13 protein-coding genes and 1 pseudogene are annotated in these 16,306 nt (G+C 44.1%); 4 read left to right on the plus strand and 10 right to left on the minus strand.

The window, feature by feature from the left end; genetic code table 11:
• Nucleotides 1-882 precede the first annotated feature (882 nt).
• Nucleotides 883-1,581 (minus strand): DUF8619 family protein, encoded by a 699-nt coding sequence (locus F6K20_RS04920; RefSeq protein WP_287293944.1) that lies wholly within the window; start codon nt 1,579-1,581, stop codon nt 883-885.
• A 152-nt stretch (nt 1,582-1,733) separates the two neighbouring features.
• Nucleotides 1,734-2,561, minus strand: coding sequence for a 4-hydroxy-tetrahydrodipicolinate reductase (gene dapB, locus F6K20_RS04925; protein ID WP_008185885.1), 828 nt, complete (start codon nt 2,559-2,561; stop codon nt 1,734-1,736).
• Nucleotides 2,562-2,944: 383 nt separating this feature from the next.
• On the opposite strand from dapB, the gene F6K20_RS04930 reads away from it, so the two are divergent.
• Complete coding sequence (locus tag F6K20_RS04930; RefSeq protein ID WP_044493677.1) at nt 2,945-3,271, plus strand: STAS domain-containing protein; 327 nt, start codon at nt 2,945-2,947, stop codon at nt 3,269-3,271.
• Nucleotides 3,272-3,814: 543 nt separating this feature from the next.
• On the opposite strand, the gene F6K20_RS04935 is transcribed toward F6K20_RS04930, so the two are convergent.
• Complete coding sequence (locus F6K20_RS04935; protein ID WP_008185878.1) at nt 3,815-4,960, minus strand: PP2C family protein-serine/threonine phosphatase; 1,146 nt, start codon at nt 4,958-4,960, stop codon at nt 3,815-3,817.
• Nucleotides 4,961-5,135: 175 nt separating this feature from the next.
• On the minus strand, nt 5,136-5,351 hold the full coding sequence (locus tag F6K20_RS04940; protein WP_008185876.1) for a hypothetical protein: 216 nt from the start codon (nt 5,349-5,351) through the stop codon (nt 5,136-5,138).
• 171 nt (nt 5,352-5,522) lie between these two features.
• On the opposite strand from F6K20_RS04940, the gene F6K20_RS04945 reads away from it, so the two are divergent.
• Entirely contained in the window at nt 5,523-6,017 is a 495-nt protein-coding gene (locus F6K20_RS04945) for an ATP-binding protein (protein ID WP_229414557.1), read from the plus strand.
• Between the two features lie 161 nt (nt 6,018-6,178).
• Nucleotides 6,179-6,418 carry a hypothetical protein gene (locus tag F6K20_RS04950; protein ID WP_131827080.1) on the plus strand — a complete coding sequence of 80 codons (240 nt, stop codon included), beginning with the start codon at nt 6,179-6,181 and terminating at the stop codon, nt 6,416-6,418.
• A 96-nt stretch (nt 6,419-6,514) separates the two neighbouring features.
• Here the strand turns inward: F6K20_RS04950 and F6K20_RS04955 are convergent, their stop codons facing one another.
• Nucleotides 6,515-7,900, minus strand: a complete 1,386-nt coding sequence (locus tag F6K20_RS04955) for a cytochrome P450 (RefSeq protein WP_008185871.1) — start codon at nt 7,898-7,900, stop codon at nt 6,515-6,517.
• Nucleotides 7,901-8,303: 403 nt separating this feature from the next.
• Between F6K20_RS04955 and F6K20_RS04960 the strand changes: the two genes are divergently transcribed.
• Entirely contained in the window at nt 8,304-10,514 is a 2,211-nt protein-coding gene (locus F6K20_RS04960) for a phosphoketolase family protein (RefSeq protein ID WP_008185869.1), read from the plus strand.
• A 301-nt stretch (nt 10,515-10,815) separates the two neighbouring features.
• On the opposite strand, the gene F6K20_RS04965 is transcribed toward F6K20_RS04960, so the two are convergent.
• The 5 genes and pseudogenes from F6K20_RS04965 to F6K20_RS04985 all read right to left on the minus strand — a co-directional run.
• Entirely contained in the window at nt 10,816-12,201 is a 1,386-nt protein-coding gene (locus F6K20_RS04965; protein WP_048815270.1) for a PI-PLC domain-containing protein, read from the minus strand.
• 246 nt (nt 12,202-12,447) lie between these two features.
• Nucleotides 12,448-12,882 (minus strand): hypothetical protein, encoded by a 435-nt coding sequence (locus F6K20_RS04970; RefSeq protein WP_008185865.1) that lies wholly within the window; start codon nt 12,880-12,882, stop codon nt 12,448-12,450.
• A 799-nt stretch (nt 12,883-13,681) separates the two neighbouring features.
• A pseudogene (locus F6K20_RS04975) lies at nt 13,682-14,278 on the minus strand (zinc ribbon domain-containing protein); the annotation flags it as partial.
• A gap of 424 nt (nt 14,279-14,702) precedes the next feature.
• Nucleotides 14,703-15,836, minus strand: a complete 1,134-nt coding sequence (locus tag F6K20_RS04980; protein WP_287293948.1) for a M23 family metallopeptidase — start codon at nt 15,834-15,836, stop codon at nt 14,703-14,705.
• A 202-nt stretch (nt 15,837-16,038) separates the two neighbouring features.
• Nucleotides 16,039-16,306, minus strand: a 268-nt coding sequence (locus tag F6K20_RS04985; RefSeq protein ID WP_287293950.1) for an ACT domain-containing protein, incomplete at its 5' end; no start/stop codon positions are given.

Here is a 16,306-nt window from a genome sequence, read left to right on the forward strand (position 1 = left end):
TTGTCACCAAAACATCCACGGGGGCAAGTCGAAAGACTAGGATATCCAGGAGCCGGATGAGGGGAAACTTTCACGTCCGGATTTGAAGGAGAGGTGCCCTGGGTAATACCAGGCATCGACTCTAATCCAGTAAAGCGTTTTACCTTGACGACGATAGCCGATACTTTTTAGCTACCAAAATCTACCAAGGTAGACCTTAGCCCGCCAATGCCAGCTGATTACGAGCGCCAGGGGGTATCTCCGCGCTTCACGAAGAAATATTCCTCGTGCGCCATGAAAGTGCGTAAACCAGATCCAATGTCACTACAAAACCCTTGGTTTTCGGGAAATTTATTTAATTGACACAAGATCGTGGCACTAAGAACATAGTTAAAGTAAGCGCAAATTACTTGAGGCAATGGCCAAGCTTTGTGATACTTTTGCCTACTGTCCACTAACCTCTCAAAAAAAATGGTGAAAAACCCAAAAGATGGAAACCGTCAAAAAAAGAGGTATAACTTAAAATGGCTAGGCAATTGATGGCGAAAAGTAACCACACAGTTAGATTAAATTCTGACCAAGGTGGGTAGGGGAGTTTGACACTCTCATATCGGTTTATACCGAACAAGAAGAGAAGAGGCGCGGTTTTAACCCGCCTCGTAACAACCTTTCTTGATGCAGTCGCTCATGGGGGAAACCCCCAAGACCGCGCTGCATCGCTGTAGAATCCCCCGTATTTTAACCGGGGAAGATGTCAAATAGCATTTACCTGACGGGGTGATAATCAGCCTTGTTAGGCTTACTGGGTGTGGGGTGTAGGGTATGGTTTCTAGCCAACGAATCCCACTACCCCTCTAGAAACTAGAGGATCCTAGGCACGAACGAGCCGCACACCGTTAATCCTTAATAAGACCTTCGACGCCTAGAACTACGGGGACGTTGTCTCGAATAAGAGCGCTCTTCATCCCTCAATTTACGACTAACTTGGACAAAGACATCTCGTTGCACGTAAGGATAGTCATTTACCCAAATGTCTAAGCTAGGAATATAAATATCACTCGTCTGGGCAATCTTGCCTAAGTCAGGCTGATTGGACATGACCAACATCTGAGCAATTTGTCCAGTTGAAATATTTTTGTGGAGGCGTTCTAGGGGAACTTGCAGCTGACTCATAAATCCAGTTTCATCTTCCACTTCTAGATTTAACCGTCTCTCCCGGTGTTCCACAATTACCAACTCACCCTGCTGATTGACTTGTTCTTCTGTACCAATCAACTCCTCCGTCACAAATACATCCTCGATTCGACCCTGCCAGAAGCCGCTATAGGCATATCGGCGCAGCTTCAGGTTCCGCATACTTGCCCAATATACAGGACCCCACAACCAGTAAAGCCCTGCAGTGATCTCGAATAACACGCGGAAGGGAGCAAAACCTGAACCAAGAATCAAAGCTAAAATTAAAATCACAACGACTGCGATTAGAGAAATTAACAGTCGCCTTAAAAAATCTCGAAACTTACCCCAGTAGTAGCGATACTGGAGTCCCGTAGCTAGGACGGGAACCATTTGTTCAAACTTCTGGCGAGTGATGGGAATTAGCATGGGTTTTGTACTTAGTTCTTAGTCCTTAGTCTTTAGTTACTTAGTATTTAGTATTTAGTTTTTAGATTTGTTGTGATTGATCTCAATTTTGACAAATCACGAATGACTAATGACTAATGACTAATGACCAATAACCAATAACCAATAACTGGTCACAAAATTTTCTCTAACCCATATAGTAGACCCTTGAGCTGGGTAACTTTGCGAATCGCGAGCAGTACTCCTGGCATATAGCAGGAACGGTCGCTGGTGTCGTGACGTAGGGTGTAGATTTGACCAGGGGCACCGAAGATGACTTCTTGGTGAGCAATTAAGCCAGGTAAACGCACGCTATGAATCCGAATGTTGTCTTCTGCAATGCTTCCCCTCGCACCTTTTAGTTTTTCGGTTTCTTCTACCATTGCCGGATTATAGGTTTTACCTGCTCCAGCCATGCGTTGGGCGGTTTGAATGGCAGTACCGCTGGGAGCGTCGGCTTTTTGGTTGTGATGGAGTTCGATGATTTCTACGTGGTCAAAGTATTGGGAGGCTTGCACAGCTGCTTGTTGCAGTAATGCCATACCAATGGAGAAGTTGGGGATAATTAGGCAGCCAGTGCTGGCTTTTTCAGCAAATTCCGAGAGGTCTTTGATTTGGTCGGGACTCAGACCAGTGGTGCCAACTACAGGCCGGACACCGTATGCGATCGCAGTTCGGATGTTGTCGTATATGCTGTCAGGGTGGGTAAAGTCTACCATCACCCCTTGGGTTTTTTCTTGGGTAGCCAGAACTAGATTGGCTTGCAGGTCATTGAGAATGGGAATTTCAACTGGTTCGCACCCGGCAACTTCTCCGGCGTCTTGACCTAGATACTTAGGATTGGTATCAATGGCACCGATTAGGGTTATGTCTTGGGCAACAGATACAGCCTTAATCACCTCTCGACCCATTTTTCCGGCGGCACCGTTTACAACTACTGGAATGGGATTTGAATTGGACATGGTTTCAGGATAGTTTGGGGCTCTGTCAAGGGAATTCTAGTGTATATTGGGAGTTCTTGGGGGAGTGGGCTTAGGGGATGGAACCGTGAAGACCCGAGCGGACACCACGGATAGCACTAAGGGTAGATGGGTTCAAATCTTGCTTTTCGTTATTAGCCCCCGTTATTAGCCCCCGTTATTAGCCCCCAAATTCATCCCAAATTCAAGTTTACTATGCTCTTTATCGGTGAGGCTAATCCTGAAAGAAGCGATTAGTGCTGTAGTAGTAGGGTAGGGCGTGGGTCAGCTCAATACCTATTCTGCAAACAAAGTCTGGCTGAAATGAATTGTCACGGCTATACTAGCAAAGTCAGTATATGTTTGTAACTAGCTTAACTTGGTATATGAGTAGTACTCTTAAAGTAGTTCAACCCTCCGGCATTCTAGATGGTACAAAAGCTGCCAGTTTTCGTGAAGAGGTTAATCAGCTGGTGCAAGCTGGAGGAGATATTATTTTGATTGATTTTCAAGATGTTACTTTTATGGATAGTTCTGGTTTGGGAGCGTTGGTACTTGCTCTTAAAACTGTTCGTGCTGCTGGGAGCACCATGTCTATCTGCTCAGTTAATGAGCAAATCAAAATGTTATTTGAACTGACCAGCATGGACAGAGTTTTTGAAATATTTTCTACACGAGAAGATTTTGAAAGCGAGGTGCTTTCTAGAAGATAATTCTCGGGAAGTCTATAGGGCGAACGCTGTTGGGCGTAGCCCTTTTCCAATCCTAGATTTTGTTTTCAGCTGTTGCGCATTTAAATTGGATATTATTCAGTTAGGAAAAAAAACCTCAAACCCTCTCCCCTGCTCCCCTGCTCCCCTGGTTCGCTGGTTCCCTGCTGTCATAACCATGAAATTTAAATGAAGACCAGCTTAATGAAGCTAGGAAGATGTTTTATGAGAATTCCCTAAAGCTTGATTAATTCGACATAACCAACTATCCTCCGATTCAGGAGTCAGGAGCTTCGATTCAGGAGCTTCGATTCATGATAATTGATTTTTCAGGAATTTTTCGAAAAAATTGGCGAAAGAATCCACCAATCCTTGTTTATACTCCTACTAAGCTGGCTGAATGCTTCTGATGATTTACTGCCTTTCAGTCTCCTGTATTATCTTCAAAAGCTGCCAATTTTTGACATTGCCCATTGCCCATGGGCGCACGCTACGGGAACGGCCGACGCTACGGAAACTGAGGTTGATTACTCCAGGGAAAGGTGTTCATACAAAATTGATTTCCAGTAACGATAAATCATCATCAAAATAGTGTTTAGGGTTCACGGCTTCCAGAGATTTCAAAATCAAATCTAGGTGACAAGCACCATTGTGATTTTGCTTACACTCTGCCAGTAACCTGATGAAGGGCTCAAGTCCCCAAACGTTCCCATTGGATTGGTTAATCTCGTAAATCCCATCGCTGAATATATATAGGGTGCTCGATTCAGTAATTTCACAGCACTGATCAATGTAATCGGCATCTGGGAACATACCAACGGGTAAGCCAGGGGTTTTTAGACGTTGTACTTCCATCAAGGAACCATGGGTCTGAGCAATTAATATTGCGGGTGGATGTCCTGCACTAGCATAGACCAGTTGACGCTTGACCTGGTTATATACCCCATACCAGACCGTGAAGTACTTATCATTTCGCTCAGTGATCTGGAAGGTTTGGTTCAACCCTCGTAGAACATCACTCGGTTCATAGTAGTTAATCGACTTTAGAGCCCGCGACCTGAGTAAATTTAGCACTGAAAGTGTGGGCAAGGCAGCTCGTAAGCCATGTCCAGCAGCATCCAGCAGATAAATTGCTAAATGCTCTGAGTCTAGCCAATAATAGTCAAAGCCATCACCCCCCAGTTTCCGGGAGGGAATAAATCGGGTGTCAATGGTCACCGATGGTTTGATCATCCGGTCTGGAAGAATTGAACTAACATACTCTGCTGCCTCTGCTAATTCTCCCTCCAACAACTGCTTTTGGTGCTGCAAATCATGACTTAGTTGGTGTAACCTCAAGCCAGCCCTGACTCGTGCGTTCAACTCTGCTATTTCGATCGGCTTACACAGAAAGTCATCTGCTCCAGCATCTAACCCCTCTACCCGGTCTTCAATGGAATTTCGAGATGTCACCAGAATAAATATGGTGGTTGAGAGTCCCGGCGTTACCTTGAGTTGACGACAGACGTCCAATCCATTCATACCGGGCATAATCCAATCGCAAATGACTAGCGCTGGACGTAACTTTTCTACCTGCACCAAACCTTCTTCACCGTTGCTAGCTACAGCTACCTCATAACCCTGGTGGCAAAGGGCCCGTTTCAGTAACATTTGCATGGCTGGATCATCATCAATAATCAGAATTTGGTTCATGGCACTGAGGTTCTACAAATTACTTTAGGATTTATCAATACACTGACTTACAATTAGGATAGCCAGTATATTCTGTGGGCTGAATTTCACGAAACCTAGATCAGACCCCAAGACAAGTTAGACTGAGTTACTTTTATTGATGGCATTCCCTATTGGCGTATCGGATTTATTTGTTCTAACTTCTCTGTCTTGCACCGCTTCCGGTTTCTTCCCCCTTTTCTAAATCTCCATCAATTTTTGCCATTTTGGGCAACAGCTTATAGAGGGCAAGACCCCCTAGAGGGCAAGACCCCCTGGCTTGATAGAAAAGGGGAAAAGAAACCCCATTTGCGCCAATGGTTTTCCCAGTGCTTCTGGCAAAGCTTCTAGAAAAAATTTTCTTTGAAGGCAATTCTTTAAAGGCAATTGAGTATTAGTCCATGGTACAGGGAGATATAAATCTAGGTTAAACTGGATTCCTTGATCTTAGAGTACCCAATGGAAGAGAATCAGGCTTCAATGTGGTTGATGTATGTGGTTGATGTATGTGGTTGATGTAAAAGATTTTGAGGAATTGAAAAAATTGAAAACATCTATCCAACAATTTCCTAGCGACCTTAAGGCGTTAGAAAACGCTTTGGGATGGTTTGACCAGTTCAAACCATCGTCTGTTCGCCAAAAAGTCTGGTTGCAGTGCCAATTAGCTCTCGCTGAAGGATTTACCAATGCCGTTCGTCATGCTCACAAAGATTTGCCAGAAGAAGTTTCGATTGATGTCGAAGTTACTTTATTACCTGAGTGTTTAGAGTTACGCATCTGGGATAAAGGCCCTCCCTTTGATTTAGAACAGCAGCTGAGAGACCTCAAGCAGCAAATGAACCCTCAATCTGGTGGTGGACGTGGCATCGCTATACTACAAAAAATCGCTGATCATCTCAGCTATACCCGTACCGATAACAACCGGAACTGTTTGTTAATTGTGAAGTGTTATCAGGAATTGGGAAACAGGGATTTAAAAACTTTTTGTAAAGAAAATGTTAAGGAGTCTCGATTACCAATTGTCAGACCGATGGATTAGCATGATCAGATTGGTGACCTCAGTGGCTGAAACTCTGATGCTGTGCTAGTTAGACTTTTGTTGACATTTATTTATACTCAGCCCTTGTAGAACACAAAATCTTTAATATTCTGAGTAATTCACTATTTTGTTTGGTAACACCATACCGGGTTGGGAAGAGTATGCTGGCAAAATGCGATGTAAGTATTCAGCAGTCAGCAGTCAGCAGTCAGCCGTCAGCTTATTTTATTCAAAAGCTGTTCCGTGTAGCGTGGCACAGGCTTTGGCCTTGGCCTTTCGGCCACGCTACGCGAATGGCCACGCTGTGCGAACGACGCTGGGACATAGCGCATAGGCTAGAAGCCTGTGACGTAGCGCATAGGCTGATAGCTGAATGCTTACAATGCGATCGCATCTGGTGATCATCCAGCGGCCTTTTTCGGTGACCTTACTGGCGGCAAAGACTCTCGGTGATCACGGATAACCGTTTCTGTTGCTATGGGACAATTGCTTTGATCCTAAAGAGAATTTACGGTAGCAGGTTTTTTTGGCTCCTTAGCAACACGTTGACCTCTCATCACCATCGGAACCCCATTTTCCGGAGTAATTCCTACTCCACGACGAGTTGGTTTAATGATTGTATTTTGTGCTAAGGCTAAGTGATAGTCAGACAATACCTTAGCCAAAACCAGTTTCATTTCTAACATCGCCAAAGCAGCACCAATACAGCGTCGGTTTCCACCACCAAAGGGAACATACTCATAGGCAGAGTATTGACGCTCAAGGAATCGTTCTGGTTTAAACTGATCGGAGTCTGGATAGAGGTCTTCTCGACGATGGGTTAAATAGGGACAGGCAAAAAGGGCAGTATTGGCCTGATAGTGGTGACCCATAATAGTAATTGGGGATGTGGTAATGCGGGCGAAGATCACAAACGCCACTGGGTAAATCCGCAGGGTTTCTTGGCAAACTGCTGTGAGATAGGGCAGTTGGGCAATGGCCATCGGGTCTGGATGATCCCCTAAGCTATCAATTTCCTCTAGCAGTTTTTGGCGCACTGTCGGTAATCGATGAATCCAGTAGAATGCCCAAGCTAAAGCGCTTGCAGTAGTTTCATGACCCGCAAACAACAAAGTCATCAACTGATCTTGTAACTCCTGATCACTCATCAACTCACCATTTTCGTCCCGAGTGGACATGATTAAACTAAGAATGTCATTGCCCATTAGCTCGGGTTGCTCTCGGCGCTGATTAATCTCTTCCTGAAGGAGGTTATAAATTTCCTGCCTACGCCGCACCATCTTGCCCCAAGGACTCCAAGCTCCTAAATCTCGTTGCAGGAACTTAAAAAACAGCATACTAGAGCGCAGGGGGGAAGCAGTCACCTCTAGCATGGCTGCCAGCAGTAGCTTGAGTTTTTGGTAACGGGTACCCTCACCTAGACCGAAAACCCCCTGCATGATTACCTGGATGGTAATGTCTTGCATGGCAGTACGGGCAGTAAAGGCTTGACCGATTACCCACTGACTCGCTACTTGCTGGGTAATATCACAAATCAATTGACTGTAGGAATTAATTCGTTGCCCATGAAAGGGAGGAATCAAGAGTTTACGCTGCCGCTGGTGTGGTTTACCATCGAGTAAAGTCATTGAGGTTTCCCCCACCAAGGGTTGTAGCAGCTTATTTCGTTCACCAGATTTAAACTGGCTAGGAGGAGCGGTCAAGACTTCCTGAATTGCTTGGGGGTGGCTGAGGATGACTAACGTTCTCGAACCAGTTAGCCGTATGGTAAATGTATCTCCATAGCGTTCTACACACTGATCCAAATACTTGAGGGGGTTAGCAATCCAATAGATTAACTGTAACCAGTCAGGGATTTGAGGACCATCAGGTAATTTACTCACACTCGTTTTCCTCTGTTACTTTCTCAAGACAAATTCATTATCTAACCTAACTGCCATATGGCAACAAAACCTTCGGTTACCTGATTACTATCAGAAATCCGCTTATTGACAAGCTATCAATAAGATTAATGGTAATCAAAACTAGTCGATTAATCCTATTCTGTTAGTCTTTGGGAATTAAAATAAAGCAAGATTTGATTAGAATCTCTACAAGGTAGGTAGAACAATAGATGTAGAGTTGCAGGTTCTCTAGTAGTCTCAATAGTAGTCTCAATCAATGTAATCCATAAGACATTTCACTGGTTTAAAACCCAAATTTCGCCAATATACTAATTCCGCACTCAGCGAGCTGATTGTAATATTTGTTTATTACTCGTAATAATTAGAAAAGGTTTCTGACACTATGACAGTTGGTAGCAGGGTTTCGACATTCTGTCAAGGAATTCAGTATTTTGAGAATACCATACCGGGTTTTGAAGCGACTTTGGACCAATACGGTCAACGAGATGCGATCGCGTTGGGGCAAAAAGCCATCCCATCTCCTGATGATCCAGCAGCTGTCTTCCAGACCTTACTAGCTGCTGATGCCCTACGCTACCTAACCCTGCACATCACTGCTAGTAAAGCCTCTGGTCATCCAGGGGGATTTGCCAGCATTGCGGAAGGGATTGCAGCTTTGGTCATGCTGGGTTACAAAAACATTATTACTGAAGTGGGACACCATGCCCCAGGCTTCTACAGTAACATGTTTCTGGACGGCTCCCTAGAGGAGATGGGTATTAAGACTGTAGAACAGATGGGGGAACGCTTCCGAGAAATGCACGGATTGCTCGGACACCTTTCTGGTCAAATTCCTGGACTCCTCAATCCGGCTGGTCCCCTCGGACAAGGGCAACACTTTGCCATGGCCGGGGCTTTGCTTCATCCAGGGGTACTATTCCCAGTTACGATTGGGGATGGGGGCTTGGGTGAACCTTATATCATGAGCAGTTTTGGTCACTTCTCTACGGCCTATCCCCAGGTGACTAATTTTCTGCCCATCTTAGTGTGGAATGGTTACAGCCAGGAACACCATAGTATGGTTTCCACAAAGTCCAATCAAGAGATGATTGCATACTGGCAGGGCAATGGTTTCCAAGAAGTAATCTTAATCAATGCTAAGGATTACGATGATGCTGACCAACCTGGTGAGTATGTCGATAGCACTGAGTTTTCTTTGCAGAAGCGATTGGCATTTACCCAAGGGGTTTTGGAAGCTACGGATAAAGCGGCTAAATCAGCTTTGAGTGGTAAGTTAACGGTGCTGATTGTTAAACAACTAAAAGGAGCGGGAGTCCACAAACGGGGAGCTAAAGCTCACAATCTTTACCCAGGAGATACCCTGGAAAAAGATTATATTGTTAGTGCCCTTAAAGCTCGGGCGTTACCGTCTCAAGCCTGGGAATTAGTGAGGATAAATTTTGAGCGTTCTGGAGGAGGGCCAGCGGCTCATACTGTAGTCACAGAAAAGGAATTGCCTTTACCAGATTTAGGTAAATTGCCTTTAGAGGAATTTGTGATTGATGGCGATAAAAAAATAGCAACTACCGCGATGGGAACGATAGTTGCTCATGTGGGGCAAAAAGACCCTAATTTTATTATTTCCAATGCTGATGGGAATGCTGCTTCTGGAATTAATAATATTAACCAAGCCCTAAAAATTATCCACCCCACCCCGGATGAAATTTACTTCCAAGGCCCAAAAGGTCAGGTGTATGAACCCTTGAGTGAAGATGCTTGTGCTGGATTAGCGGTAGGGTTAGCTTTGTTTGGAGCTCGTACTCTGTGGTGTTCTTATGAATCTTTTGCTATCAATGGGTTACCCATTTGGCAAACCGTTACCCAAGCCATGGCAGAATTGCGCCGTCCTACTCCCTCTACTATTACATTATTTACGGCTGGGGCACTGGAGCAAGGACGGAATGGTTGGACTCACCAGCGTCCTGAAATTGAAAATTACTTTGCTGCTATGATGCGCAATGGCAATATTTTCCCGTTGTTTCCCTGTGATGCTAATAGTATCCAAGTGTGTTATGAGTGGGCGCTGAGTACTAAGAATAAAGGAATTACCATTACTGCTAGTAAGTCACCCTTACCGGTGCGCACGACCTTTGAGCAAACCCGTCAAGGCTTGCAAGATGGTGCAGTGGTTTTGCATGAAACTAAAGGCAGTAAAACCGTTGTGTTTGCGGTGATTGGGGATATGAGCCTGATACCAGTGTTTGATGCTGCTTCTAATTTGGAAGACCAAGGGATTGGGGTGCGGATTGTTTCGGTAATCAGTCCCCGCCGTTTGTACCGTCCTGATGATACGGCTTGGAAAACCTGTAGTGAAGCTGATGGGGGTTTCTTAGATGATCAGGGGTTTGAACGGCTGTTTGGTGGGGATGGATTGATTGGTGTTACTGGTGGTACCAGTGCCATGCTGGAACCGATTATGTTACGTAGTACTTGCAAGCGGGATGTGGTTTCTTGGAAGCGTGGTGAAACTGCTAGCAGTGCTGGTCAAATTATGGCCTTTAATGGTTTGACTGCTGAGGCTTTGGCCAAACGGGCCACTGAGTTGGTTAGTTAAAATTTAGTTGGTTAGCATTTTTTGGTGTAGCCCTATCCTTAAGGATGGGGCTGTCAGCTATCAGCGATCAGCTATCAGCTAATGGGCTATGCCCACGCTACTTGAGGTGCTTTTGAATAAAAGAGATAAGCTAAGGCCAAAGGCCACGCTACGGGAACGTTTAATCTGAGTGTAAGCCTTGAGCTATCAGCCATTAGCTTTCAGCTTTTTAATAAAATAAGCTGACGGCTAATAGCTGATAGCTAACATCGGGCTACACCAATTAAGCCCCCCTAGGAATATTAGGGAATGCTGCCCTATCCTACTGCTCGCAATTGTAGCCGCCTTTCATTCTACCATCATTCCAGTCTTTTATTTCAAAATTATCTATTCCAATGTAGCTAAGTCCATAGCTATTAACTGCAGTGCTGTAGGAACAATCATTCTCTGGGGAAATCACTCCAACATGGGATACATAGTTATTGCTTCTGACAGCCTCTCCTAAACTGCTAGACATGCTTTCGAAAATGAAATTATCGCAGACTACAGACTCCGCCGTCTTGGCATCGAAACTCTTTGGTATTCCAGTAATCTCTTCTAGTGTCTCTACATCAGGGCAAGCAAATATCAACCCTTGATTGTAGTTTGTATCTCGAACATATTGAGCAATTACTGGGTTAGGATTTCCTGTTATTCCTCCTGCCGGTCCACTACCGCCAATGATTACCATGAATTGTCCTTTATAATCACCCTCTTTGCCCCAACAATTATTTTGTGCAGCAACTCGCATAGATGATAGTCCTTCGCTGTTTTGTAAGCAGCCCTCCCCTTCTAGTAAGTCAGTGGGTTCGTAAAAAATATCTGCATTATTTGGAGATAGTATTCTTATAATTAGAGCATCTAGATCCTGGGGACCCCTTTGTTCGCCCTTTTGCCCCCAACCTTGTTTCTTATCAATCAAGATAGTAACAAGCTCGTGTTCGGGATTTTCTTCGTGCCATTGTCTGACATCATTCAGGCAGTCTGATAGGAATTTACCACTACAGTTATTGCGTGGGAAATCTGTCGGGTTGTGAAATACGAACCAATTTCCTGGTACTGAGCCACCACCACCAATTCCGAAAGGCGAATCAAAGATATCAATCTCGATCGCTTTTACCTGGTCTAGGACTTCCGCCAAACTATTGGCATATTGTAGCTCGTAACTGTTGTGACTCATTGGTTTAAAAACCTGACCAATATTAAGGGAGTCACTATAGTCACAGGTAGTATTTTGATTTCCCCCACCATTGTCTTCGCAAGTGGAAGTATAACCTAATACTTGAAAAAGTTGAGTAGCACCATTGGGATTTCCTATGTACATTTTAGGGTCTTTTACCAGCTCTGTAAAAGAACAATCACGCAGGTCTCGAAAAATTGTGGGGTCAGAACCGGGTTGATCTTGTGCAACACTAAATTCAATCTGATCAGCTTCATCTGTCAGTTCGATCTGCCATTGTATCAGGTCACCTTCGCAATATCGTGTGCTGAAATTATCACTGCTACGCCAAGTTTGACCATCTTGGGGTCTTGATTCTGACCAGCCAATAAAACAGATCTCGCCTTGAGGTTCACAAGCTGAGGCATAAGCCTTCGGTACAGGGATGAGACTGGTAATAATCAGACTCAGTAAAGCAGCTATGAAAAATTGCTTAAGGGTTTTGAACATCTTAATCACTTTGTTTTTCAACAGTATTTTCAACAGTGTTTTCAACAGTAACTGTCTAGAACGTTAGTGAATTAGAGTAGTCAATTAGAGTATGATTTCTACAAAGGCGGATAGACACAGGAGGATAGACACAAGGTAGTTCATTCTATGATTCCCTTGCATCTATCTCTTTATTCTAGAAAGCCAGAACAGAAGGTAAACTAGATTACTCTAATTCTGGATTACTCTAATCTGCCAACTTGAACTTTACTGAGGCATGGGTTCATTAGTGTAAACATGCACTGAGAACGTTTGACCCGCTCCCCTTGGATTTCCTAGGTACAGATTGTTATCTTGGAACATAGTAGTGATTCCACAGTATACAATTGGATCCTGTAAAGTAGGGTCACTTCCACTTACATCTTTTGCAAGACCAAATTCAATGTTTTCAGCATCCGGACCTTGGGCGATCCACATCATCTGAGTTCCTGGGCAATATCCTGTGCTGAAATTATCACTGCTACGCCAGCTTTGACCATCTTGGGGACCTTTTTCAGAGAAGACAACAGCACATAGAGTACCGTTATCAGGACCAGGAGGTTGACAAGGAAACTGAGCATAGGCTTTCGGTACAAAAATACCGCTGGTAATCAGAATGCTGAGTAGACCAGCTAAGAACAATTGCTTGATGAATTTGAACATTAATTTACCTCGTTGGTGTGTATCTAATGTGTATCTAAGTTATTACCCTCTTGCTGACAGAGGGCTGTGAACAACACGTCCAGAGGTAGTTAACCTTTAACCTTTAAGCTGCAAATAGCTATAGAAACCAGCTGGTGATTGTGGCAGGTATATCCTTAAACAGACCTAGCACACAACCGGTTAGCTCTCATTTTTTTAAGCACCCTAAATTTTTGATAAGCTGTTGCGCATCTAAGCTTTAGATTTGCCTATCTGATTAAATCCTGGCCAAGCTTTACCCATAAGCATTTTGACCAGAAGTTTTATGTTATAATAGGCAGATTGAATCATCACAGCTCTGGTTTTACTTAATCATACTAATATCTTAAAAATAATTTGTCAAGCCTTTTTTTTAGACCCAATTCAGATTTGCTTTTGGCTGGTGCTATAATGTGGTATGTTCTATGAACTATATTTTTTTACCCTTTCGGAGCCGCTAATTTATACAACCTTTATCCTCAGAAGGATTAAGTGATTTGAGCCTAGTTTGGATTAATGATTAGGATCCTATGGCATTCCCGTCCCGTGACCTACGCTCAATCGCTAGTTGTGTAATACTTACAGGATCTATAAATTGCCAGGGTTATACCCATAGGAAAGGGAGCAGGGAACAGGGAGCAGGGAGTAGGAATCAAAAATTTTCACAATTCATTGAAGATACCTATAGCACCTAAATTTACTGACTCTATTTTCAATAATTAAGTCTGTGATCAACTGTATTCCGATACTTTTTAGCTACCAAAGTCTACCAAGGTAGAAATTAGCCCGCCAAGGCAAGATGCTCTCGCATCCAGGGTGTATCTACCAAAGCTCTCAGGAATATCCCACGAGCGCCATTTATATCTCTATCCATTTTTTGACCATCAATTTTGGACTTAATGATTTTGCTTCCACCAATTTTGACGAGTTCACCTGTCCAGCTGACAGTTTGGCTGGTGTAGGCTTCACATACATCAACTACGAGCTTTCCTGTCTCGAAAGCTTTATGCTTAAGGAACTGTTTGAACCTGTAATGAGCAAAAGAGAGTAGGTTTCGGACTGTTTTTGTTCGCGTAGCGTGGCCTTTTGGCCAACGAATCTTTCGCTCTTGTCGTTTTGACATTTGAGATGTCTCAAAAGTGGGAAGCAGAATAAAGTCAAAATTGTCAACCAAAAATCTGGCAGCTTTGTGATGCAATTCATTGATCAAGTTCTGTATTCTGATAGTGATTATTCTGGCCGCCTTTCTGATTCGACGTTTTTGTTTACCTTTTGATAGGCTGATTTTTGAAATCAGCCTATCAAAAGGTAAACATAGACGCTGAATTCGAGAAAAGTCCCCTTCACCAATTTTTCCTACAGAATTTTCGGTGACATACTCCCACACGCTCATCGAAGATTACAGTGTGGGCTTCTTACCAACTCCAGCCATCACTATCGGCTTTCGCCGACGCGGGGCGCGTTCGGATACACGGGTTACTTTATTAACGACACGGGATGCCCCGACCCACCGGAACAATACAATGAGTTCTATTTTTTAGGCACGTAAGTGGCTGACTTGCCCAGCATTTAAGGCCGTAGGCCACGCTACGCGAACGGCTTTGTTTATCAGTACATATATTATAGCAATTTTATAATACCCTGTGCAAAATTCATCCCACACCTAATGCGTAGCATTAGGTGTGGGATGAATTTTGCCGGACAGCTAAAAAATGAAGTGCGGAAAGTGGGTTCATATCACGATCAGCAATAGCTGACTATTGTAGATTCACGATTAACCAAGCCAGTCAGCTCAATGGTCACTAAGGAGTCATTTTCAAATGCAATTTTGGATCTTGTGCTGCCCAACCCCCAGGGGAATTCAAACGAACCTCAAAATGTAGATGGGGTTGGTTAATGTCAGGATTTCCCGTAGTCCCCACTGTCCCCAATAACTGTCCAACATTAATTTGCTGACCTGGACTGACACTAGTACGGTTTAAGTGAGCATAGCGGGTTTGGCGTCCTCCCTCATGATTAATCACTACCAAATTGCCATAAGTGTCTTGTGCTCCAGCATAGGCAACGATACCGCTATCAGTAGCAAAAACCTGAGTACCTTCCTGTGCGAGTAAATCCACACCAGCGTGAAACTTCTTTTCATCCTCACCAGCGTCTTGCCGCCAGCCGTAATCCAGTCCTATCCCTGCCACAGTTGGTAAGGGATAATTAGTCAATCCGGTGTAGCTATCTACAGTCGGAGTTTCCCTCGTTGCTGTGGGAATACCTATGCCAAGGGAATTTAACCCTGGGATAAAGGCTTGCTTAGAGGGTTTTTTACAACCATTTAACTCAAATAAAACCGCAGCACGGACACCGTAGGCGTCTGCTAAGTCTTGCCAAGTGGCATTCAATGGCACATTCACCAAGATACCATTGAATGGCGGAATCAGAATCTCTTGCCCCACTGGCATTGACTGCCGGTTTAAGGCTCGATTAAATCGAAGTAGTGTAGCCTCTTCAAGGTTGTATTTGTTGGCAATACTCTCGACGGTTTCACCTGCAACCACTTGGTGGCGAGTTAAGCGAGAGAGCACTGGCGGTGGACAAATATCCTCTATAGTTGTGTTTTGAGTTACTGTGTTTTGTGGCTGTTGTACTGTTTGTACTGTCAGAGTTGTTCGCGTAGCGTGGCCTTTTGGCCAAGGTTGTAGGTTGGCTGCTTGAAGTGTGGAATGTGTGAAATTTAACTGGCTTTGCGTTCGCTGAAAGCGGGACGAAGTCCATCGCTGAAAGCGGGACGAAGTCCATCGCCAACCATCATCTACAGATAAAGAACCAGGATAGGAATCAGTTGTTCCCAAGTTTGAACTAGCAACAGTTGGGGTCACTAGCCAAAAAATTGTAGAAATAATTGGGAGCCAGCGCACTACATTCATTGTTAAGGATTGAGTCATAGATCAAGACTAGGGCACAGGTAAACGGTTTCAACTTTTAGACTTCAAGCAAACAACCTAACCTTCGGGAATGGCTACTATGGTTTGAACTTTCCCCGTTCGCGTAGCGTGGCCTTTTGGCCAAGGACTTCCCTCAACCCTCTAAAAGATTAAACCTTCAACTAGTGAACCTTCAACTATTCAACCTTCAACTCTTCAACCTTCAAAGCACTCTTAAAATACTAGGAATACTATCCACTGCCTCTAGAGTCCGAATTTCATCTAGAGCCTCTCGGAAGTTCCCTTCACGCACATCATGAGTGACGACCACAATCTCTGCTAAGTTTCCTTGGAAACCAATTTGCACCACAGATTCTAAACTGACATGATGTTTGCCAAAACTGGTGCCTAAATGCCCAATTACACCAGGATGGTCTTGACTGAGGAACCGCGCATAAAAGCGGGTGACCAGGTCTGAAATAGGAGCAACA

The sequence above is a fragment of the Moorena sp. SIO2C4 genome, assembly GCF_010672485.1.
Lineage (GTDB): Bacteria > Cyanobacteriota > Cyanobacteriia > Cyanobacteriales > Coleofasciculaceae > Moorena > Moorena producens.

Excerpts from the sequence above, each read along its gene's own strand:
- F6K20_RS04920 (WP_287293944.1), bottom strand. The coding sequence starts at position 1,581 with ATGCTAATTCCCATCACTCGCCAGAAGTTTGAACAAATGGTTCCCGTC.
- dapB (WP_008185885.1), bottom strand. The coding sequence starts at position 2,561 with ATGTCCAATTCAAATCCCATTCCAGTAGTTGTAAACGGTGCCGCCGGA.
- F6K20_RS04930 (WP_044493677.1), top strand. The coding sequence starts at position 2,945 with ATGAGTAGTACTCTTAAAGTAGTTCAACCCTCCGGCATTCTAGATGGT.
- F6K20_RS04935 (WP_008185878.1), bottom strand. The coding sequence starts at position 4,960 with ATGAACCAAATTCTGATTATTGATGATGATCCAGCCATGCAAATGTTA.
- F6K20_RS04950 (WP_131827080.1), top strand. The coding sequence starts at position 6,179 with ATGCTGGCAAAATGCGATGTAAGTATTCAGCAGTCAGCAGTCAGCAGT.
- F6K20_RS04960 (WP_008185869.1), top strand. The coding sequence starts at position 8,304 with ATGACAGTTGGTAGCAGGGTTTCGACATTCTGTCAAGGAATTCAGTAT.
- F6K20_RS04965 (WP_048815270.1), bottom strand. The coding sequence starts at position 12,201 with ATGTTCAAAACCCTTAAGCAATTTTTCATAGCTGCTTTACTGAGTCTG.
- F6K20_RS04970 (WP_008185865.1), bottom strand. The coding sequence starts at position 12,882 with ATGTTCAAATTCATCAAGCAATTGTTCTTAGCTGGTCTACTCAGCATT.
- F6K20_RS04980 (WP_287293948.1), bottom strand. The coding sequence starts at position 15,836 with ATGACTCAATCCTTAACAATGAATGTAGTGCGCTGGCTCCCAATTATT.